The organism is Chitinophaga sp. 10T418, assembly GCF_056394125.1.
This window is the reverse complement of record NZ_JBFTHG010000021.1, coordinates 76,055-98,235: the sequence shown is the minus strand read 5'-3', so window position 1 is coordinate 98,235 and position 22,181 is coordinate 76,055. Positions and strand designations below refer to the sequence as shown.

Here is a 22,181-nt window from a genome sequence, read left to right as displayed (position 1 = left end):
GAACATTACCCGCCGGGTAATATTTACAAACCGTAATTATTCTGATATGAGCATTGCCAAATATGGGCTTTTCCTGCTGCTGCCCGCAGTGGGCTTCACTTCTATTGCCGCCTCCCGGACAGACGGCGATGTGGATGTCAACCGGAAGAACGTAATACGCCTGGTGATGAAGCGCATCAAAAATCAACACTATGCACCGAAACCGGTAGATGATAATTTTTCAAGGACGATCTGGCAGAACTACCTCAGAGCATTGGATGGCAACAAGAATACGCTCTTGAAAAGTGATGTGGAAAGTTTGCGTAAATATGAAACGCTGATTGATGATGAACTGGAAAACCCTTCCCTGGAGTATTTCAACGCCATCTATGCCGTGTCTATGCAACGTTTGAATGAACTGACGGTGATATACAGGGATCTGCTTTCAAAGCCGATGGATTTCAGCAAAAAAGAAACCATACAACCTGATCGCAGCAAGGCGGACTTTCCCGCTGATGAAGCGGCTCGCCGGGAAGTATGGCGTAAGAGCCTGAAATATTCCGTGCTGAAAAAAATGCTGGAGCTGCAGCAGGCCGATAAAACGAAAAGTGATGCGGTGGCGGAACAGGAAGCCAGGGCCGCTGTGCTGTTATCAACGGATGGGTTATTTAAAAACCTCCTCGGCAGCAGCGCACCTGATGACCGTTTCAGCGCTTACATGAATACGATCACGCTGGAAATGGATCCGCATACGTCTTATTTAGCTCCTGTGGATGCGGGGATCCGTGATGCACAGATGGCGCACCGCTACTATGGTCTTGGCCTGGAGCTGACTTCCAAAGACGGTACTATCCTGATAAAAAGAGTGTTGTCTGGTGGAACCGCCGATGCCAGTGGCTTACTCCAAGCGGAAGATTGTATACTGCGGTTGAGCGACGCGGCCGGCAAAATGGTAGACATCAGTGGCATGAGCATCCTCGATGTATCCAGGATGATCCGCGGTGAAAAGGGGACAACCCTGAAACTGCTGGTGCGTAAATCTTCCGGCAGTGAAAAAGAAATGACCCTCACCCGTGGCGAAATTGTAGAAACAGAAAACGCCGCTAAAAGTGCGGTAATAGAAAAGAATGGTCAAAAGATCGGTTACCTGTTGCTGCGTGAGTTTTACCGGGATTTCAAAAGGGCGGATGGCGCGCAATGTGCGGTGGATATGGCCAAAGAAATCATGAAATTAAAAGCGGAAAAAGTAGACGGTATCGTAGTGGATCTCCGCGGCAACCCCGGTGGATCGCTGGATGAAGTAGTGAAAATCACCGGCTTTTTTGTAAAAACAGGTCCGGTGGTATTAGGCAGGGATAAAGACCATATACAAAGCTACGCCATTGAGAATGGAGATCAAACGCTCTATGATGGCCCGCTGGCAGTGATGGTAGATGAAAGCAGCGCGTCTGCATCTGAAATATTTGCGGCCGCTATCCAGGATTACAAACGAGGCATCGTAGTGGGAAGTCCTTCTTCTTATGGTAAAGGCACGATGCAGGAAAGTTTGCCGATGGGTAAGCTGGGAGATGCAGCTAAAGGCATCCCTGACATCAGCTACGGTACGCTGGCCCTGACCATCAAAAAATTTTATCGTATCAATGGCACCACCACGCAGCTGAACGGTGTTATACCTGATGTGATTTTCCCCAGCAGAAGAATCTATCAGAAGATCCGGGAAAGGGATAATGCCAGTGCATTGGTATGTGATACCATTGAAAGTGCCTGGTTTATGAAATCGCCAGTAGCAGCTGTTTTGCCTGGTGTAATTGAAAAGGCCAATCTGCAAATCAGCCAGGATAGCACGTTAAATGAAGTGAAGCGGGAGGTAGAATGGCTCAAAATAAATGAAGCGCCGGTATTCAGTTTGCAGAAGAATACCTTTAAAAAACAACTGAGCGATATCCAGGCACATAATAATGCGATCGATTCGGCACTTAGATTAACTGCCGGCAAACAATTAAAAATGAGTGCCACGCCAATAGACAAGCCATCACCGGATAAAATTGCCCGGAACCAGGAGTGGCTCCATACCTGCAGTACAGATGTATATCTCAGTAAAACAGTAGATATCCTGACTGATTTTTCAGGTAAATAGCCGGATGAAATGAATAAATGCAGATTTTAGTCTATTTTGTGCGTTGATTAATTATGGGGGGCGCCAACGGGCTATGTATCAACCAAATTCAATAGAGCCGGCTTCATTTGAAGAGTTATTCCGACTACATTATTCTTTTTTATGCGCAACAGCTTATTATGTGGTAGAGGATGAAGATGCTGCGAAGGACATTGTGCAGGATTTTTTTCTTTATTGCTGGGATAAGCGGTTTATGATTCAGATTACGCAAAATTTTAAAAGTTATGCCACCCGCGCTGTACGCAATGCATGTTTAAACTATCTGAAAAAGAACGGTAAAATTGTTTTTGGTGATCCGCTTACATTAGCGGAAGAAACACCACAATTGCCGGAAGACGATAAAGAACAGGAAGAGATTCGAAATGCCGCCCTATGGGCGGCTATCGGTCGTTTACCTATACAGCGCCAGCGCATTTTTTTACTCAGCAACCGCGATGGACTGAAGTACAAAGAAATAGGGGAGCAGTTAGATATCTCGGTAAATACCGTTAAAACACAAATCAAATTAGCTTATCAATACCTCCGGAAAGAGTGTGAATGGATGGTCATTTATATTGCTGTTTTATTTTTTTTAAAACAAATAATGATTTGCCTTCACCCTTTTTTTAAATACGGTTGCCTTTAATACAGATCGTTATGGATACACCAGATAAGGACATCAATTGGGATAAACTGCTATCGGCATTGGAGGATGGCAATACAACGCCTTTGAATGAAGAAGAGGCGGCCATGTTGCGTGCTGCCAAAGAAATGAAGGATAGGGTAAAGGTAGGGGCTAAATTTCCTGCAGAAGAAGGATGGCAGCATTTTGTAATAGCAAAGGAAGCGCGGAAGATGAAAATGATCTGGCGCAGAAGAATAGCGGTAGCTGCTGCTGCCGCAGCACTGCTGATCACCGCCGGCGTGTGGAGCTGGCAACAACGCACACCAAAGCCGCAGGTAGCTGCTATCAGCAAAGCTGATCAGCCGGCCGTAACACAGGTACAATTGGTGATGTCTAACGGTAAAACCATTACGCTGGGTAATAACGCCCCCATTACGCAGGATAATAATGGCACACAGGTGCAGGTAGACAGTACCGGTATCGTATACCAGGCAGGCCGCAATAAGCATGTGGTGAATGCGATGGATACCTTACATGTACCCAGAGGAAACCAGATCCGGATAGCGCTGTCTGATGAAACCGGGGTATGGGTAAATGCAGATTCCAAACTGGTCTATCCGGCTACTTTTAACGGGGATACGCGGGAGGTATGGGTACAGGGAGAAGCTTATTTTGATGTGGCCCCCAATGCGCAGCAACCTTTTGTAGTGCATGCCGGAAGTACCAGCGTACAGGTGCTCGGAACATCGTTTAATATCAGCACTTATGTGACGATACAAACTACGCTGACCAGTGGTAAAGTGAGTGTCAGCGCGGGTAAGGAGAAAGCCGTATTGTCGCCGGGACAGCAGTCGTCTTACAATGCCGCCACCGGCAACTTACAACAGCAATCTGTTGAAACCAGGATCTTTACCGCCTGGAAAGACGGAGATATTTATTTCGAAGAAACCAAGTTATCAGATATACTGAACGGCCTTKGCCGCAGCTTTGACTACGATTTTAAGTTTGAGGATACCACTTTGGAAAAGTTGAATATTACTTTGGATATGCATAAACCAGCAACATTACAGCCGGTACTGGAGCATATCAGGCTAACTATTGGGAATATAAAATTTCGCGTACAGGGTAGAACGGTATTTGTGAGCCGGCCCTGAGAACAGCGAAACAGTAACATGAAAGAAGTATGTAGAAACACTGCATTACGCCACACTTATGCGTAGCTGCGGGCAGGCAGTTTAAATCTTTAATATCAAACCAAAATGAAAAAAATGTTGGGCTTACCTTCATTCGGGAAGGGTATGCAGGGCTATGCCATGTGTTTATTGCTGCTGTCCTTTTTGCTGGTGATTTCGAATGTAGCAAATGGGCAGAATTCCGGCATCCTGAACAAACCGGTGGTGTATCATGCCAGTAAACAACCGTTGTCGAAGGTATTAAAGGAAATACGTACACTCACGAATGTACGTTTCACCTACAACAATGATGCAATCCGAAAGCAAGGGCTGGTAACAGTGGACCAGAAAACTGGTACGCTTGAACAGTTGTTGAAACAGATCCTCCTGAATACAGGACTGGACTTTGCTGAGGATCTGGGAGGAATTGTTATTTATCCGCAGCACCCAATAGAATCTGTGAGTATAAGCATTTCTTTCCTGGTCACCGGGCAGGTCACCAATTCGAACAATGAACCCTTACAAGGCGCCACCGTACAGGCGCTGGGTTCAAAGGACGGAACGGTGACCACCCGCGACGGCGTTTTTTCTATGATGGTGACGGATAAAGAACAATTACGGGTGTCCCTGCTGGGTATGAAGCCGGTGATATATACATCTAAGGCCAATGCAGGGTTTGTGAAAATTGTCCTGGATACTGCCGCTCAGGCTATCCAGGAAGTGGTGGTAAACGGATATCAGAAGATAGATGCCCGCATGTCTACCGCCTCTGTATTTAAGCTGACAGCGGCGGAACTGATACAGCCGGGGCAGCCCAGCATTGATAAAATGCTGCAGGGCAAAGTGCCCGGACTAATGCTCATCAACAATTCAGGTGGAGTAAACGCCCGGCCCACTATCCGTGTGCGGGGTACCTCCACCTTTGTGGGCAACGCCAGCCCTTTATGGGTAATAGATGATGTGATAAGACCTGATCCGGTAGATATCTCAGCAACCCAGTTAAACAACGTGGTATCAGATGCACAGGGTGGCAACTTTTCACTGATAGGAAACGCTATCAGTGGATTAAATCCTTACGATGTGGAAAGTATCACCTTTCTGAAAGATGCTGCCGCTACTGCTATTTATGGGGTCCGTGCCGCTAATGGCGTGATTGTGGTTACCACGAAAAGGGGTAAAGCAGGACCTATGCAGGTGAGCTATAATAACAGTTTTTCTTTCCAGCAACGTCCTTCCTATAACAATTTACACCTGATGAATTCCAAACAAAGAGTAGCGCTTTCACAGGAATTGCTGGACGATGGAATTTTGTTTAATAGCGCCGCAAACGGATTCAGAGAAGATGTTAGTTATGAAGGATTGTTGCAGTCGTTCTTTGCCCATAAACTTACGAATGCTGAATTTAAAAAGGCGGTGAACAACCTGGAAACCAGGAATACAGACTGGTTCAAAGTATTATTCCGGAATTCATTCAACATGACGCACGCCATTAATATGAGCGGTGGAAATGGGAAAACAACCTACTATGCTTCGTTAAATTATACAGATAGTAAAGGTGCCGCACAACTGGATACCCGGAAGATGTATACAGCGAATATCGCACTTCATACAGAAATGGGTAAACGGCTGGCAGTGGATTTCAGGTTAACAGGCGGTTACAGTAAATCCGGAGGTTATTTTAATGGCATCAATCCATTAACCTATGCGTTGCAAACCAGTCGCGCCACCAGCGAAAATGACGTATATCCGTTACTCGCAGGTATCTATACAACACAGCCGTTTCCCGGGCCTATTACTTTTAATATGCTGAAAGAAATATCCCAGACGGAAAATAACGCCAGTACCCGGTCTTTGATAGCCAATCTGGGATTGGGTTATAAAATTGCGAATGGGTTGTTTCTCAGAAATACGACCAGTGCTACATTGGATGCATCAGAATCCATGACGGCGGCTTATGAAGGGAGCAGCTATGTGGGTGCAAAACGCGGATGGAATTGGGATTTCAAACCCTCGGATTTACAGGTAGCAGCTTCCTATCTGCCTTACGGTGGCCTGGCCAGCCTGGCCAATCAAAATTCAATGACGGTGTCTGTACGCAATATACTGGAGTATAACCGATCCTTTTTTAAGGAACGCGACCAGTTTATTGTCACGCTGGGAAATGAGATTACTTCTACGCAAGCGAAAGGTGTGTCCTCCACAGAACCAGGATATTTTCCGGATCGGGGGCAGAGCTTTTTTGCAACTGATTTAAGCAGGCGGCAATTGAGCCGGTATAGTATTACCAATGGTGTCACCAATACGCTGTCTATGTTTAGTACGGCAGTCTACAGTATTAATAACAAATATGTAGTAAGCGGCATTCTCCGAACAGATGGGTCTAACAGATTTGGCCAATACTCCAACGCCAAATTTTTACCCAACTTCGGGCTCTCCGCCAGGTGGAATGTAACAAATGAACACTGGCTCCAAACCAGCAGATTGATCAGTGGCCTGGATCTGAGGGCATCTTTCGGTACACAGGGCAATGTGGTAAGTTCAGTGGGACCGGAGTTAATCGCAATGTATCCTACGACTGGACAGGTTGATCCGCTTACCGGCATTCCTTTTCTGGGCATCAAAAGTTTGCCCTACCCCGATTTGCGTTGGGAAAAAACATATCAATGGAATTTCGGAGCAGATCTTTCTTTGTTTAACAGCCGGGTAAATCTTACAGTGGACTATTATGCCAAGAAAAGTAAAGACCTCCTTGTGAAAAAGGACATTGCTGATGAGTATGGAATGGAAAGTATGTATAAAAACGGAGGCACGCTCTTAAACCAGGGGATCGAGATGCAGGTACGTGTGGAGGTGATCCGCCGGAAATTTACCAATCTCTCTTTCAATTTTGTGAACAGCCGGAACATTAATACCATACAGGAACATGATTTTACCAATAGCTATGTCGCCTACCTGGATGGATCTGCTTTTGTTCCCGGCAGGCCGGTGAGCGCCTTTTATTCCTATGCTTACAAAGGATTGAGTCCAACAACCGGGTTGCCATTATTTAATCAACAGGATCTTAAAGACCGGGTAGACTCATTGGCTTCTTACCTGGTTTATTCCGGGCAGTTGCATCCCGTATTTAGTGGAGGTTTTTCGGCAGCGTTCAGGTATAAAAGTTTTTCTGTAAATGCCGATTTCTATTATGCCCTGGGAAGTCAAAAAAGGCTGGACCCTTTATTTATGGAAGACCGGACGGGAGATGGTGTGCCAACTCCTTTTACGAATGTAAAGGAAGAACTTTCTCAACGTTGGCGCAAACCAGGTGATGAGAAATATACAAATGTACCGGCCATCAGGGATGTTTCTGCTGGTTTAACCACCAGTGGACTTGGAATGAATGTATATCAGGCGTATAACCGCTCAGACTTACGCGTAGTGAATAATAGTTTTCTCCGTTGTCGGGGTATGCAGTTTAACTATATGGTGCCAGCAGCTTTTTACAAACGGGCTGGTATAAAAGGGCTTACCACGGGGCTTTTTGTCAGTAATCTGTTTACCATCGCCAGCAAAAAGCTGAATGGACAGGACCCTGAAATTGATGGTGTGGGATCCACTGCATTGCCCGTTACGAGGCAATACGGGTTTAATATGAACCTGAATTTTTAGTACTGACATTTAAAAAAAGAAGTATGAAGAAAATTATAGTGATCACTTTATTGGCACTGAGCACCATTTCATGCAAGAAGTTTTTGGAAGAGCGCTCACAAACGGATGTGATTCCAAAAACAACGAAAAATTTTGGAGAGATTTTATATACAAATGGTTATCCTACCACATCTACTTACCTGCAGCCCTATATAAACCTGATGGATGATGATATCCAGTGCTATAACGGACCTATGCTGGCCGATGCACAGGGGACTATTATAGGGAATGCAGGCGCTTTTCAATGGCAGCCGGACTTTATTGATGTATGTACGGCAGCCGGCAGTCCGGATACTAAATTTTTCAATTCATGGAAATCATATTATCAACTGCTTTTAGGAGTGAATGTGGCATTGCAGTACATGGATAATTCCGTTGGCAATGCTACAGAAAAAGCGATGTATAAAGGGGAAGCGTTTGCACTCAGGGCTTTCTATCATTTTATGCTGGTGAACCTGTATGCGAAGCCATATAATGACTCTACCACTACTCCGGACAAAAGCCCCGGTATTCCATTGCGGTTATCTGCAAATCTGTCGGAAGATTTACCTGCCAGAAGCTCTGTAAAAGAAGTATATGCACAGGTGACAGCAGATCTGGATAGCGCTATTAATTTGCTGGAACAAGGAAGGGTGGATCAGCCATTATATCGTATTAACCATGTGGCGGCACACCTGCTGGCAAGCCGTGTGTATTTATACATGGAGAATTGGGAGAAGGCGATTGCTCATGCAGATTATGTACTGGCTTATCATCCGCAGTTAGTAGACCTGAATAATTGGGGAGATGTGATCGATCCAAACGAGAAACCGGTGTTGGGGCTACAGAGTCCGGAAAGCATCTGGTGCTACGGGCAGCAGCGGGAAACATTTCCGGACGGAACGGAAACAGCATATGATATTTCCACTGACCTGGCCAGTTGCTTTGAGGCCAATGATCTCCGGAGTAGCATCTATTACGTACCAACGTCAGACTTCTTAAAGGATTATGTGGCGTCTTCATTTATATATTTCAAGAGCTATCCTAGCCCGGTAGTGTATGCAAATCTGGGTTCTTCCTGGCGTAGTTCAGAAGCTTATCTGAATCGCGCAGAAGCCTATATCCAGGTATACAAAACCAAAGGAGACGCTGCAGCCGCTGCAGAAGCGCTGAAAAGTCTGAATACACTCCGGGCAAAAAGGATCGATAAAAACAGTTTTACCAACTGGACGCAGCAACCGGCGGATGTGTTACTGACGAAGTGCCGTACGGAACGCAGACGTGAATTATTCAGGGAATGTGGTCATCGTTGGTTCGACCTGAGAAGATATGGGATGCCAGCTATAAAACACACTTTTGCGCCCGGTATTTACACTACTGCCGAATACGAGTTGCCCAAACGGGATCCGCAATATGTGCTTCCCATTCCAAATGAAACACTACTGAAAAATATGTCGCTCAAACAAAACCCGCAATTGGGTAGCCACCGGTTGCCGCGCTAATTTTTTTCTGCCAAATCATAAATTATATTTTATGTATACTGCCTTTTCGCGTAACGTCCTTGTCGCTTGTCTGCCGCTGTTATTATGTATATTCATATCCTGTCATAAAGAAGCGCCGCTGGTGGCCGGTGAGCCAGCCGATTTTTATAAGCTGCCACAGGGGAATCAACCCTATGACGATTCCATTGTGGCGTTCTATCAAAAATATGGTTCCTATATATTGTACCGGTTTACCGAAAAAGATCTTACCTATGATTATTCCCGCTACCTGACAGTAAGGGGAACGGAAGCGAATCCCGCTTATATCAAAAATACGCTCGACTATTTTAAATCCCAGTGCCTGGATTTTTACCCGGAAAGCTTTCTAAAGAAGACAATTCCTTTTAAGATTATACTGGCGGCTGCTATTGATACTTTCAGCCTGGTAAATGAAACAAGACCCACCCCTCTTATCAGGTCTTTAACAGGCTTTTGTGCCTCCGGAAACATGCTAGCCATCGGCTGGGCAGACAGTACGTTGCTTCAGCAATCTTCCGCGCGGCTGAAGCAGCTCCGTGGATTTATGCACAGGTCTTATATGGAGCAGGCAATACAAAGTGGTGCTATGGATGTTCCCGCAGCGTTTATGAAATATATGCCGCCGACATATAATGAGGTCGTTGGCAAGGAACGTGCAAATGGCATTATCGAAAGTGTAGGCGACCTGGCTCCATCAAGAAGGACTGTGATGTGGGATTTTACCTGTTATGTTTGTGCGATTACCGGCCATACGAAAGCTGAACTTGATGCTACTATTTTAAGTCCTGCATATGATGTGAAGGGGTTGATAAAGCTTAAATATGATGTGGTTATCCGTTTCTTCCAAAATACCTATGGCGTGGACTTACAGGCAATCGGTAATCATCCTTAAAAATCAGATGTATGAATTATTTCAATAAACAACTCCTCACTGTCATCACATTTTTAGGATGTACGCTGATAGCTGCGGAATCGGCTGCAGCTCAAACCGCAAAACCTGATTTTATTCCCAGCTCACCACTGCTGCAGCTGGCAGAAGAACCGGATGAGCTGGCGTTCGGCAGCGCTGCACCCACTTTTACACTCCATGATGTAAAAGGGAAAAAAGTAACGCTGGAAGATTTCAAAGGAAAAATGCTGGTAATACACTGCTGGAATGGAGACAATGAAAAAAGTGTAGCCCAGCTCCGTGAGTTATACAAAGCCGCAGGCGACAACCAACAGGATGCCAGTATTGTTTTTTTAGTGGTCTCCGGAAGCAGAGATCCGAAAGTAAAACAACCTGCCATGCCTAACTGCGTGGAAATAGCATTGCCTTCCAACACAACAGATGCCGCTGGTGCAGCCTTTCTGAAAGACTATAAAATTGCCAGTCTTCCCCGTACGGTGATCATAGGCAGGAAGGGAGATGTTTTATCTTCCTCTATTCCTGACACTGCTTTTACCAGCTTCTTTAATATGTGGCGACTACAACAGGAACGCATAGACGTAGCCAGCCACGAACCATACTGGGATTATAAAATACGGGAAGGTGACCTGTTGCCTGCCGATGTGGAGCTGTCTGTAATAGACGGAAAGAAAGTGACTACCGGTGATCTCCGCGGAAAAGTAACCCTGCTGGAATTCACTGCCACCTGGTGTTCCTATTGCCGCAAACTCATGCCGCACCTGGAAAATGATATCTGGAAAGTATATCAGCCACGAGGTATGCAGGTATTTGGTATTGATTTCGATGAGCCGGCAGCTACGGTGCGTAAATTTGCAAAGGACATGAATATTACTTATCCATTGGTATTAGATGCCGGCGGAAAGATCTTTAAACGTTTTGTAAAAGAGAATGGGGGATTAACGAAAGTGATGTTGATAGACCGCAACGGCCGTATTGCGCATCTAAGCCAGACACTGGATGCGGCCGAATTGGAAGTCATCAAAAATAAAATAGCCACTCTACTGCAAACAAATAAGTCATAAAAAAATAACACAGGGCTTCACCCTTTCTGTCTTTCCAGTTGCCTTTATTTAAACTATCATACTTGACCATGAGATCATTCCCGCTTTTAACAGCGATGCTGTTCGGCAGCATCGGCGCATTTGCCGGCACCCCGGTGGCTACTACTTCCCTGAATGTAAAGGTGGGGATTACCCCGGAGTATATGGGCCTGATGCAATTCAACCGTTTAGGAAATAAGGGACTGACAGCGTATAAGACAGAAACTTTTTTTGTAGCGAAAGATAAACCGGTAGCAGCTTTTACCCGGTCGGTGGAAGCAGGCAAGCAAATTGTTCATCTCGGTAATTATCCTGTACTGGTAAATACCGGCGACAATGTACAAATGGCATTATCGCCTAAATATAAAGATGGTAAAGCCCTGCCCAATCAGTTTTCCGCTTCGTGGACCGGAAAAGATGCCGCCAGACAGGGACTGCCGTATCTGATAGATAGTTTGTATACTATAGGTGCTGACATCAATACTGTAGAACAGGTAGACGCATTTATTGCGACCCGCTCACTACAGGTGAAAGAAGGCATCTCCCGCGCTAAAATAACTGACAAGGAAAATATTGCACTTATTAACGCGTACGAACAAACGAAGTTATTACTCCTGAAATTTACCTTTCAGTATTCCCATAATAATTTATTGCCACTAAAAGCTTATGGTGACTGGTGCTTACAAGGTTTTGATATTGCCACACCGGCCTTTTCCGGATTTGGTGATAATGGACTGGCACAGCAGGCGGTGAACCTCTGGTGGTCTGCCAGGAAAATGCAGGACTCCACACTCACGGATGATTTTAAATTACCGGAAGTGATGATGCACGCTAAAAGTGAACTGGTTAAAGGATCATTGGCAACCATATTGATCCTCGGAGAAGCCAGAACAAATTGCTTCACGCAGAAGTTGAAGAGTTTATTCAATGCTGCCAGTGGACTGAGTAAAGATGCGCCTGCCAAGCACACCATAGATTCGCTGTACAAAGCTTATCACCAGTTGGAAGTGGGAGAACCTGCTTTTAACTTTGCATTGAAAAATGATCAGGGAGATATTGTACGCTTATCTGATTTTAAAGGTAAAGTAGTGATCATCGACATCTGGGCTACCTGGTGTAGCGGCTGTGTAGCTTCACTGCCTACCTACAATAAAATCAAAGATTCCTATAAAGATAAAAACGACATCGTGTTCTTAACCATTGGCTGGGAAAGCCCCGATGCAGTGGACTATTGGAAAGAGTTCTCCGTAACGAAACAAATCGCAGGTGAGCATAACTTATTCCTTTCCAGCGACAGAACAGAGGAGCAATGCAAACAATTTGTAGAACGCTATTGCCTCACAGGTGTTACCCGCTGGATTGCCATCGATGAAAATGGAAAAATAAGGAACGGTAACCTTGGGTATCCGACGGATCCCGCATTTCCACAAAGGATTGCGAATTGTTATAAAATGAAAAATTAAGGCTTCTTCTTTCTCCATTCCAATAAATTAATACGCTTGTTCAGTAAAATTTCAACGCTGTTGATAGTGGGATGCTGTTGCTTTTATAACGGTATTGCACAAACGAAAAATGAAGGGGTAAGCATAGACGAGGCTTTTGCGCCACTGGTTCGTCCGTCCGGCAATAACAGCCGCACGGCGGATGGGAAACCAGGTACACAGTACTGGCAGAATCGCGCTGATTATAACGTAACAGCATCTTTCGATACCCTTACACGGAAAATAGAAGGAAAAGCTACCATTACTTATACGAACAACAGTCCGGTTACGCTCACTTACGTATGGTTGACGGTGACACAAAACCGCTTCCGGAAAGATTCGCGTACCGCACTCTTAACTCCTCCTGCCGGCAGTCGTTTCGGCGTGCAGGAATATACGGAGGGATGCCGTATCCATCAGCTACAGGCCAGAGTAGGAGGACAGCCATTGAAAAAAGCAGTCTACGATATTACAGATACTTATGTAAAAGTACAGCTGCCGGCGCCGTTAAAGCCCGGTGATAAAGCTGTGATGGAAGTAGCCTATGATTTTACGTTGCCTTTCAACGGATCGGATTACTTCGGTATCCTGGATGCTGCACACGGAAAAGTGTTTCAGTTTGCGGGGTTGTTTCCAAGAGTGGTGGTGTATGATGATATACAAGGCTGGAACGTATTTGTTGGCGGGTATTATGTAGAACCTGGTACCCTGGATATAAACATCACCCTGCCAGCGGGGTTAACGGTACAAGGCACCGGTCAACTGATGAATCCGGAAGCGGTACTGCCGTCAACGGTATTAAAACGCTATCAGCAGGCATGGAAAAGTGATACCGTAGTACATATCATCACTGAAAGGGAAGCGGAGAAAGTGACAGCATTGCCCGGACAAAAAACATGGCGTTTTCATATTGACAATGCCGGAGACGGTATGTGGGCGGCATCTGCGGCCTTTGTATGGGATGCGGTGAAAGTAAACCTGCCTGCAGGAAAACAAATGCTGGCGATGGCATTATATCCGCCGGAAAGCAATCCCGAATGGAAGCCCATCGTGGGGCAAATGAAACGCATGGTGGAAACCTATTCCGGTTTATGGGCGTCTTATCCTTACAACACCTGGGTTAATATAGGCGGTTCCGTTACAGGCATTGCATCCCCGGCAGTATCCATATTGCATTATAAAAACACCGGGTTCGGTAATAATGTGTGGACTAAATCCAATCATGAGCTCGGCCACACCTGGTTTAACATGCTGATCGCTGCCGATAGCCGGCATGGCTGGATGTGTGAAGGATTGAACACTTTCATCAATCTTATTAACTGCGATTCTCTAAAAGGAGAGGCTGCCTTTCAAATGGAGAGTGCCATTGAATGGCTGTCTGCCAAAAAAAGTATACAACCGTTGAATACGCCTGCGGCATCTGTGACAACGCAGAATATGGCCATGGTCATGTATGTGAAGCCTTCGGTAGCGCTGTCGCTGCTACGTAATGACGTAATAGGTCCCACACGTTTTGATCCTGCTTTCCGTGCATTCATAAAGGACTGGTCTTTTAAACATCCTACTCCTGATGATTTTTTCCGTGCCATAGAAAACGGCACCGGAGAGGATCTTAGCTGGTTCTGGCGCAGCTGGTTTCTGACCGACTGGAAATCAGATCAGGCGGTTAAGCAGGTGGTATATGTAAACAATGATCCGTCAAAGGGCGTGGATATTACAGTAGAGAATAAAGGAGATATGGTGATGCCGGTAAACGTACTGATTCGCGAGTTTAACGGTGACGCACATACGCTGCATTTCCCCGCACAGATCTGGCAATTAGGTCGTACACATACTTTTCATTATGCATCGGTTTCTCCGGTCACTGCGGTGATCGTTGATCCGCTGAAAGCGATCCCGGATACAGATCGTAGCAATAATGAGTGGAAAGGGAGTGGTGCAAAATTAGCTATCGGAAAGGAAGTAAATGTCTCAGGTGTTATTGCCCGTTATCTGCTGGCCATTGGTGGTGAAGAGCGCCTGCGGGAGATGCATATTGCCGCATTAACCTACGCATCATCGGTTGGTGGCCAGTATGTATTTGCAAAAAATAATACTGCAGATGGTCAGCATCATATGACGATTACACTGAGTAATCTGAACCTGCGGCTACGCAGCGTGGTGGTGACCGACAGCAGCACCAGCAGCGAGCGACTGGGAGCTGCTACAGCACTGAATGCACAGCAGGAAGAGGAATTACGTATGTCCGTTGCTGTTATTCCTGAGCTGCATTTTTTTGAAAAGAGATATCGTGCGGTATTAAGTGATTCGACCATTCACATCAATGGTATGAATGCTTATGTAGTGAGTGTTACTGCACCGGCAGGGGCAAAATGGAACTACTATTACGATGTGGTGACCGGTTATAAAATACAGGAAGAATGTGCCAATAAACCAGCGGAAACTCCTTTCTGCACAAAGCTGGAGTTTTCCGGTTATCAGCCACGAGAGCGGATGATTTTACCCCGTCAGGTGATCATCAAATTTTATGAAGAAGCAGAAGAAAGCCTGGTGCTGAATAAATTGGAATTACGTCACTAATCATAAATCACTTAAAACAAGCTATATGAAAAAAATAATGTTAGGGCTTAGCCTGTTTGTAGCTTTTGGGGCCAATGCCCAAAAGCGTCTGGATCTGAACGTAAAAATTCCGGGATTGCCAAATGGGGATACCGTAGTTTTATGGGGGCCGTTAACCAATACCGTGGATAAAGCCGTGGTGACCAACAGCACCATCCATTTCGATGTAGATATGAAAGACGGTGGTTCTACCTATATTATGCAGGTAGGTAATGATGGTAATGACCAACATGGCACTGTACTTTACCTGGAAGCGGGTAAAATGAACATCACCGGTAAAGGGCCTTATTTTAAGGACGCGGTGTTGACCGGAAGCCCGTTTGTGGCAGATTGGGTAGATGTTTCTAAAAACATCCTCGATGGCGATACGCTGGGTGCACAGAAGGATGCCCTTGCTAATAAAGTGGCGGCTGCCAACCAGATTGGCGATGCAGAAGCTGCACAGGAAGCAAATGTTGCACTGGCAGCATTGAACCAAAGAGAAGTAGATGCCAGCCTGAAATGGATCAACAGTCATCCTAACTCCGGTGTATGCTCCTACCTGGTAAACTCGTACCTGTCCGCTCTTTCAAAGAAAGAGGTCATGAATATTATCGACAAACTGGGCCCCGATGCTAAGAATACGTTTACGATTAAGAAAATGATGAACGACTTTACCGGCGGGATTATGAATTTAAAAGGCAAGGATGCACCTGCCTTTACGATGCCGGATGCCAACGGGAAAGCTGTATCACTGGCTGATTTTAAAGGTAAGTATGTATTGCTCGATTTCTGGGCCAGCTGGTGCAAACCATGCAGAGCTGCTACTCCAGGATTAGCTGCTGCCTACGAAAAGTATAAGAACAAAAATTTTACGGTTGTTTCTGTATCCCTGGACAAGGATAAAACGAAATGGTTACAGGCCGTTGCAGAAGACAAAATGGTTTGGACGCAGATCAGCGACTTACAGGCGGAAGAGAGCCCGGTGACAAAAGCCTATGGTGTGAAGGCCATTCCCGCTGCAGTGCTGATTGACCCCAACGGTAAAGTGATTATGATAGGTGTTGCGGCAGGTGATGGACTGGACCAGTTGCTGGCTGATCTGCTGAAGTAGAAATGTATCCTCCAATTGATATCCTGTTGAAAAAGAGACCGTTGTAAAACGGTCTCTTTTGATGTATAATCCTCATGAAAATGATATCTTTGTTTATAGGATAATGATCAGAATAGCTTAAGAAAAATAGTTATGAAAACATTACTCGTACCTGTTGATTTTAGCACCACTTCAGAAGAAACTATTCACTTCGCTGCTGCCTGGAGTCAGCACTATGAGTATAAGCGGGTGATTTTGCTCAAAACTTTCTACCAAAATGTTTTCAGTGACATTGTGATGGCGGCGGAATATGGTGCAGTGAGCCATGATTTTATGGAAAGCCATCGGGAAGAGGCCATGGAGCACCTGGAAACGCTGTCGCGAAAAATAAAGGATGCAGCAGATGTTACAGTTGAAATAGCGGTCAGCGAACTGCCGTTGTTAAGAGCGGTGATGGAAGTGATTCATGAAGAAACGCCTGATATGGTGATGCTCGGCAGCGAGCATGGCAATGCAGACAGCCTCATTTCCCGTAACATTATCCCGATCGCTAAAGCCAGTCCCATCAGGGTGATGGTGGTTCCTGCAGGATTTACGTATCAACCGGTAAAAAATGCACTGGTTCCTGCGGATTTTAATGCCCTGCATGCCCTGGACAAACTGAATAAATTAAAGGCTTCCCCGGTGTGGGCAGCTACCCGCTTAATGGTGCTGAATGTAGACCCGGAAGAGCATTATGAACACCCGGATGATCAGTTCCGGGAAGACGAGCATCATCTGCACGAATACCTGAAAAATTTCAAACACGAATTGTACTACCGGAACGATAAGGACATTCTCAGCAGCATCATCAATTTCACTGCCACCAATGATGTGCAGCTCATTATCGCTTTACCGGGCAAACGCAGTTTTCTGTATTCCCTGACGCATAAAAGTATTTCTGACGCTATTTGCCGCTCCGCTAAAGTGCCGGTTATCATCCTTAAGTAAGCGAGGGCGCCTTAACCGGTTTGGCCACAAACAATAATCCGATGAACACCCCGGCTTCGGCAGCCATTATCAGCAGGTAATGTAGCGAGGCGGTGTCAAAATCACCTGTTACCCAGAAAAATAACAAGGCGGATAATCCGCATACCATGCCAATCGATGAAATGCCCCACTTCGTTATTTCCAGCCATTGATAAGCTTTATGTACCATTTCCGTTGAGGCGGGAACGTTAGGAGCCGTTTTGCGGAGCAGGTAAATATTTTCTATGATGTCACATAACCAGGGCAACAGTTGTAGCCATGCCAGCCATTCGAACAGGGTGGTGCCGGCGGGATTCATTTTCTCTGCTACTTTTATACATACCAGGAATATACTGCCATATGCGGCCGGCATAAACAGAAAATCTGTCCACAACTGCCCACGTAAGGCAGATAAGGTTTTAGATCGTTGATCTACCGGTAATGCATATACGCCTTTTATAAGCGCCGGTATTTCATATCGTGAACCCGGGAATTCCAGGTCCAGGATACTGAACCTGCGCATCACTACATCCATGGTATAAAACTGCCGGCTTTGCCGCATCATGACAAAAGTAGTGAGCAGCAATATCCCCATTGAAATGCATAACCAGCACCAGGCATCGTTGATGAGTGTTTCCATGTTTGGTTGTTATTTGGTGAGTTGCTTTTGTAATGCTTCCCGTTTGTCTTTGTAAGTACTCCAGTCAAATTTTTGCAGGAAATCGCAGGCGGCATGAGCGCCCATGGCAAACATGTCTATTTTATCCTGGTCAGACAGGAAGAAGTTGAGCCAATTGTATTTGTCATCCGATAGATCCACTTTACCTACTCCTTTCTGATATACTTCATTTTTCAAGAGAAAATCTTTATCGTAATAGTTGCGGATGGTATTGAACATGCGCCCCAGGTAGCCGGTGAGCGACCAGTTGAAGGCGTTTTCTCCTTTATCTCCCGGCTTACTGTCGTCCAGGTCTATACCGAAAGAAGGGAGGCGGGGAACAGGTATATTGGCGTTGTAAAAAATGCTGATCGGGAAATTGGACAGAATACCACCGTCTACAAATCTTGCATTGGCAGGAGGGCAGCTATTGTGAAAAAAGCTTTGCCAGGCAGCTTTGATCCGGTCATCATTGTAAGGGATGTTATTGATCATATAAGACTCAAAAAAGACAGGGATGGACATCGATGCGCGGATAAATCCTGCGGGCTGCATTGTGTCTATATCTGTAGCGAAAAGGCTGCACATGGCGGGGAACTGGATCTTGTTCTGCGTCACCAGTTCAGAGGTGATGAAGGTCACGTCACCTTTCAGATCATCAACGCCACTCTCGTTATATACTCTCAGGGATAGCTTGGGGCAGATACCCGCTTTTTGATTCAGATCGCTGACCGTAACCACACCGTTCCGGATTAGCAGTTTTTTGATCCAGTCGTAAAAAACATCGMCGGGATTAACCCCAAATCCGGAATTCTTCAGTCGCTTAAACAGGTTGATGATATAGGACCCACCAATAGCGATCAGCAGTGACCAGAAGCCGCTCAGGATAAAGCTGGCGCCTGCCCAGGCAGAAAGGACCGGGAATTTGCTGCGTAGTCCTATCAGCACTACATCTGCTATTATCAGCAATCCGAAAAATCCCAGCAGGAATAGCAGCCAGTTTTTGGCTTTACCAACAAAATCTTTTTTAGTAATAAATTTCCGGATCAGCCAGCGGGCAGCAGGGTGTCCGTCTACCAGTGAAAAGAAATCGAGTTCACAGATGGCCTGCAGTACTTCTTTTGACTTTTTGTCCTGCTTGTTTTTAATGACAGTGAGAAGGGCCGTGTTGATAGCGCCGGCACTGGTACCGGCCAGCCGCAGAAAACGGATGCCCATTTCTTCCAGTATGTAGGTGTATCCTACGAGTGCAATCCCGAATACACCACCACCTTTTTGTACCAGGTTTACATACTGATTCCCGGCTGCATCTACAACGTCTGATACCACAAAGGGCCTGCCGCCATTGGCAGGGTCAAAACTTTTCTTTAGATTTTCCAGGTCCGCTTTTACCCTGTTGTCATTGATAAAATCGTCAGTAGTAAGTTTGGCTTTGGCGCCGGCATTTTTAGGGGACATAAGATGATGTTAAGGGGTAGACTTCTAAATTAGTCATTTTTTTAATTCCCGGGTAGAGTGGCGGTTGCATATTCCCGGTTTAACGAGTATATTGAGGGATATTCCGTATTTCCACGTTATCCAAACCGTCCGCATATGTACCGGTCTTTCCTGTTAGTTGCCATTGGCCTGCTTTTCCTGACGCCCATTCACGCGCAGGAGATGGTTAGTAAAACCAACGCGTTCATTCATCTGCTCAGTAAGGAGCAACAGGCACAAACGCTTTATCCCTTTGATACAGGAGAACGGTATCATTTCAGTTACGTGCCGCGGGATGATCGTAAAGGTATTTCTGTAAATGAATTGAATGCAGCCCAGCGCAAGGCCCTTTTTGCCTTATTGAGTACTACGCTGAGCGGGGAAACGGTGAAGAAAGTAAACGATATTATGCAACTAGACCTGGTGCTGAAAGAGTTGGAGCACCGGCCGGAAAGTGATCATTACCGGGATCCGGGCAAATATTTCCTTACCATTTTTGGCGTGCCGGCCGCCCACACTGTCTGGGGCTGGCGGTTTGAAGGCCATCATGTTGCTTTCAATTTTTCTGCAGATAAGAATGAACTGGTGGCCGGAACGCCAGGTTTTCTGGGCGCCAATCCTGCTATTGTGCTGGAAGGACCTCAGAAAGACAAGCAAGTATTGAAAGCAGAAACGGAGCAGGGGTTTGCCTTGCTGCGGTCCTTATCTCCCGAAGAACTACAAAAAGCAGTGATAGCGACTAGCGCACCGGCGGAAATTATTACAGGCGCCAGCAGACAAGCCATGATTGCGCATCCCAGCGGTATCCACTACACGGAGTTAAGCCCGGCCCATCAGCAGCTGTTGCTGGGGTTGATCAGCCTGTATGTACACCGGTTCACGAAGTTGTTTGCAGATAATATGCTGAAAGATATTCAGCAGGCGGGCCTGGACAGTTTATATTTTACCTGGGCCGGCAGCCAGGAACATGCGTTGGGAAAACCTTACTACTACCGGATTCAGGGACCTACACTGATTATTGAATATGATAACACACAGAATAATGCCAATCATATTCATACAGTGGTACGGGATCTTAAAAACGATTTTGGAGGTGATCTGTTGCTGGAACATTATAAAGCGTCGCATGAGTGAAGCAGAAAGCGGAAAGCAAAAAGCTATTGTCGCGAGTGATTATTTTCGACAATAGCTTTTTGCTTTCCGCTTTCTGCTTCCTTTTATCAGCGGCTTTGCGGTTTACTTTTTATTTCTTCCAGTTGAGCCGCCAGTGCTTTTACTTTGTCCGGATACTGCTCCGCCACATTTTTTTGTTCATGAACATCTGTACTCAGATGATAGAGTTGTGGTGCGGGATCATTCCCTAATTCAATATTTACGGCACGGTCTAACTTTGCTCCTTTGGAAGGGGCCATGTATTTCCAGTCTCCGGAAATAAGTGATAAGGTACCGGCATGTGTTACCAGGTAGGGGCGGTTGTTGCGTGACTTACCCAGCAGCTGATCCAGCATATCAAAACTATCGGGTGCTTCATCAGGTAGCAGTGATTGTCCGGTTAAGCGGGCAAAAGAGGCAAAGAGGTCCAGTTGACTGATGAGGGTATTGGAGGTATTGTTTCCTTTAACTGCTGCGGGCCATTTTACAATAAAGGGCACTCTGGCACCGGCTTCAAAAGCGCTGTATTTACCGCCACGCAAAGGGCCGGCAGGTTGGTGTGTACCCGCCAGTTCCACTGCCTGATCTATATAGCCGTCGTTCAGCACGGGACCATTATCACTGGAAAAAATGATCATGGTATTTCTGGTGAGCCCCAGGCTGTCCAGGGCCTGCACGATTTGCCCTACAGTCCAATCCAGCTGCAGAATAGCATCGCCGCGGAGGCCCATCCCACTTTTGCCACGGAACTGGCTATGAGGATAGCGGGGCACATGAATATCGCCGCTGGCGAAATACAGGAAGAAAGGTGTTTGTTTATTTTTGCTGATGAAGCCAATGGCTTTCTGTGTAATGGTGCCGGCAATGTCAGCATCTTTCCAGCGGGCGCTGTTACCGCCACTCATCCAGCCGATGCGGCTGATGCTGTCGACGATCGTTTGGTTATGTCCCTGGTGAGGATCCGGATGCATACGCAGCTTTTCCGGGTTTTCCAGGCCGGTAGGATCTGTACCTATTTTGTGCTGATAGTTAACGGTAATAGGATCGTTCGGGTCAGCATTCACTACGTTGTGATTTTCTACAAATATACAGGGCACGCGATCCAGGGTGGCCGGCATGATAAAAGAATAGGTAAAGCCTACTTCCAGTGGACCCGGCTGAACGGATTTGTTCCAGTCGATCCCTTCCCGGGTGCCCAGTCCCAGGTGCCATTTACCTATGGCAGCGGTCTGGTAGCCCGCATCTTTCAGCATACCTGGCAATGTCCGGTGATCGGTAGGAATGATGAGAGAAGCATCTCCCGGTGCTATACCGGTATTTTTTTGCCGCCATGGATATTTGCCCGTCAGGATACCAAAACGGGAAGGCGTACACGTAGCTGAAGTAGCATATGCATTGCTGAAACGGACACCCTGTTTGGCCAGCTTGTCGATGTTAGGGGTCTTGATTTTTTTCATCCCATAACAGCTTACATCACCATAGCCCAGATCATCTGCGTAGATGATAATGATATTGGGCTTTTGCTGTGCGGCAGCAGTTAATGTCAGTAGCCCGCATAAAAGACTACTACTGATTTTTTTAATGAAGGAAGAATATATCATCAGTT

At 46.0% G+C, this 22,181-nt stretch carries 15 protein-coding genes; 12 read left to right on the top strand and 3 right to left on the bottom strand.

What is annotated here, in order from left to right:
* The first annotated feature begins 46 nt into the window (after nt 1-46).
* From AC1DCV_RS34325 to AC1DCV_RS34275, 11 genes are all read left to right on the top strand, one after another.
* Nucleotides 47-2,116, top strand: a complete 2,070-nt coding sequence (locus AC1DCV_RS34325) for a carboxy terminal-processing peptidase (RefSeq protein WP_477027418.1) — start codon at nt 47-49, stop codon at nt 2,114-2,116.
* A 73-nt stretch (nt 2,117-2,189) separates the two neighbouring features.
* Nucleotides 2,190-2,780: an RNA polymerase sigma-70 factor gene (locus AC1DCV_RS34320; RefSeq protein WP_477027417.1), complete on the top strand. Its 591-nt coding sequence runs from the start codon at nt 2,190-2,192 to the stop codon at nt 2,778-2,780.
* An 11-nt stretch (nt 2,781-2,791) separates the two neighbouring features.
* Complete coding sequence (locus AC1DCV_RS34315; protein WP_477027416.1) at nt 2,792-3,913, top strand: FecR family protein; 1,122 nt, start codon at nt 2,792-2,794, stop codon at nt 3,911-3,913.
* A gap of 105 nt (nt 3,914-4,018) precedes the next feature.
* Nucleotides 4,019-7,582, top strand: a complete 3,564-nt coding sequence (locus AC1DCV_RS34310) for a SusC/RagA family TonB-linked outer membrane protein (protein ID WP_477027415.1) — start codon at nt 4,019-4,021, stop codon at nt 7,580-7,582.
* A gap of 23 nt (nt 7,583-7,605) precedes the next feature.
* The gene (locus AC1DCV_RS34305) at nt 7,606-9,102 is read left to right on the top strand and encodes a RagB/SusD family nutrient uptake outer membrane protein (RefSeq protein ID WP_477027414.1); all 1,497 of its coding nucleotides are present in this window, start codon (nt 7,606-7,608) and stop codon (nt 9,100-9,102) included.
* 31 nt (nt 9,103-9,133) lie between these two features.
* Nucleotides 9,134-10,012, top strand: coding sequence for a hypothetical protein (locus AC1DCV_RS34300; RefSeq protein ID WP_477027413.1), 879 nt, complete (start codon nt 9,134-9,136; stop codon nt 10,010-10,012).
* An 11-nt stretch (nt 10,013-10,023) separates the two neighbouring features.
* Entirely contained in the window at nt 10,024-11,091 is a 1,068-nt protein-coding gene (locus AC1DCV_RS34295; RefSeq protein ID WP_477027412.1) for a redoxin domain-containing protein, read from the top strand.
* Nucleotides 11,092-11,159: 68 nt separating this feature from the next.
* Nucleotides 11,160-12,572, top strand: coding sequence for a peroxiredoxin family protein (locus AC1DCV_RS34290; RefSeq protein ID WP_477027411.1), 1,413 nt, complete (start codon nt 11,160-11,162; stop codon nt 12,570-12,572).
* Between the two features lie 36 nt (nt 12,573-12,608).
* Nucleotides 12,609-15,170, top strand: coding sequence for a M1 family metallopeptidase (locus AC1DCV_RS34285; RefSeq protein WP_477027410.1), 2,562 nt, complete (start codon nt 12,609-12,611; stop codon nt 15,168-15,170).
* Nucleotides 15,171-15,195: 25 nt separating this feature from the next.
* Nucleotides 15,196-16,302, top strand: a complete 1,107-nt coding sequence (locus AC1DCV_RS34280; RefSeq protein WP_477027409.1) for a TlpA family protein disulfide reductase — start codon at nt 15,196-15,198, stop codon at nt 16,300-16,302.
* 132 nt (nt 16,303-16,434) lie between these two features.
* Entirely contained in the window at nt 16,435-17,271 is an 837-nt protein-coding gene (locus tag AC1DCV_RS34275; RefSeq protein ID WP_477027408.1) for a universal stress protein, read from the top strand.
* Here AC1DCV_RS34275 and AC1DCV_RS34270 read toward each other — a convergent pair.
* Together AC1DCV_RS34270 and AC1DCV_RS34265 are read right to left on the bottom strand one after the other, a co-directional pair.
* Nucleotides 17,264-17,929: a hypothetical protein gene (locus tag AC1DCV_RS34270; protein ID WP_477027407.1), complete on the bottom strand. Its 666-nt coding sequence runs from the start codon at nt 17,927-17,929 to the stop codon at nt 17,264-17,266. The genes AC1DCV_RS34275 and AC1DCV_RS34270 overlap by 8 nt on opposite strands.
* Nucleotides 17,930-17,938: 9 nt before the next feature.
* Nucleotides 17,939-19,405, bottom strand: a complete 1,467-nt coding sequence (locus AC1DCV_RS34265) for a patatin-like phospholipase family protein (RefSeq protein WP_477027406.1) — start codon at nt 19,403-19,405, stop codon at nt 17,939-17,941.
* Nucleotides 19,406-19,540: 135 nt separating this feature from the next.
* Between AC1DCV_RS34265 and AC1DCV_RS34260 the strand changes: the two genes are divergently transcribed.
* Nucleotides 19,541-20,557, top strand: a complete 1,017-nt coding sequence (locus AC1DCV_RS34260) for a DUF3500 domain-containing protein (protein WP_477027405.1) — start codon at nt 19,541-19,543, stop codon at nt 20,555-20,557.
* Nucleotides 20,558-20,643: 86 nt separating this feature from the next.
* Here the strand turns inward: AC1DCV_RS34260 and AC1DCV_RS34255 are convergent, their stop codons facing one another.
* Nucleotides 20,644-22,176 carry a sulfatase family protein gene (locus tag AC1DCV_RS34255; protein WP_477027404.1) on the bottom strand — a complete coding sequence of 511 codons (1,533 nt, stop codon included), beginning with the start codon at nt 22,174-22,176 and terminating at the stop codon, nt 20,644-20,646.
* Between the last annotated feature and the right edge of the window lie 5 nt (nt 22,177-22,181).

Coding starts and splice junctions, on each gene's coding strand:
- AC1DCV_RS34325 (WP_477027418.1), top strand. CDS start 47: ATGAGCATTGCCAAATATGGGCTTTTCCTGCTGCTGCCCGCAGTGGGC.
- AC1DCV_RS34320 (WP_477027417.1), top strand. CDS start 2,190: ATGTATCAACCAAATTCAATAGAGCCGGCTTCATTTGAAGAGTTATTC.
- AC1DCV_RS34310 (WP_477027415.1), top strand. CDS start 4,019: ATGAAAAAAATGTTGGGCTTACCTTCATTCGGGAAGGGTATGCAGGGC.
- AC1DCV_RS34305 (WP_477027414.1), top strand. CDS start 7,606: ATGAAGAAAATTATAGTGATCACTTTATTGGCACTGAGCACCATTTCA.
- AC1DCV_RS34300 (WP_477027413.1), top strand. CDS start 9,134: ATGTATACTGCCTTTTCGCGTAACGTCCTTGTCGCTTGTCTGCCGCTG.
- AC1DCV_RS34295 (WP_477027412.1), top strand. CDS start 10,024: ATGAATTATTTCAATAAACAACTCCTCACTGTCATCACATTTTTAGGA.
- AC1DCV_RS34290 (WP_477027411.1), top strand. CDS start 11,160: ATGAGATCATTCCCGCTTTTAACAGCGATGCTGTTCGGCAGCATCGGC.
- AC1DCV_RS34280 (WP_477027409.1), top strand. CDS start 15,196: ATGAAAAAAATAATGTTAGGGCTTAGCCTGTTTGTAGCTTTTGGGGCC.
- AC1DCV_RS34275 (WP_477027408.1), top strand. CDS start 16,435: ATGAAAACATTACTCGTACCTGTTGATTTTAGCACCACTTCAGAAGAA.
- AC1DCV_RS34270 (WP_477027407.1), bottom strand. CDS start 17,929: ATGGAAACACTCATCAACGATGCCTGGTGCTGGTTATGCATTTCAATG.
- AC1DCV_RS34260 (WP_477027405.1), top strand. CDS start 19,541: ATGTACCGGTCTTTCCTGTTAGTTGCCATTGGCCTGCTTTTCCTGACG.
- AC1DCV_RS34255 (WP_477027404.1), bottom strand. CDS start 22,176: ATGATATATTCTTCCTTCATTAAAAAAATCAGTAGTAGTCTTTTATGC.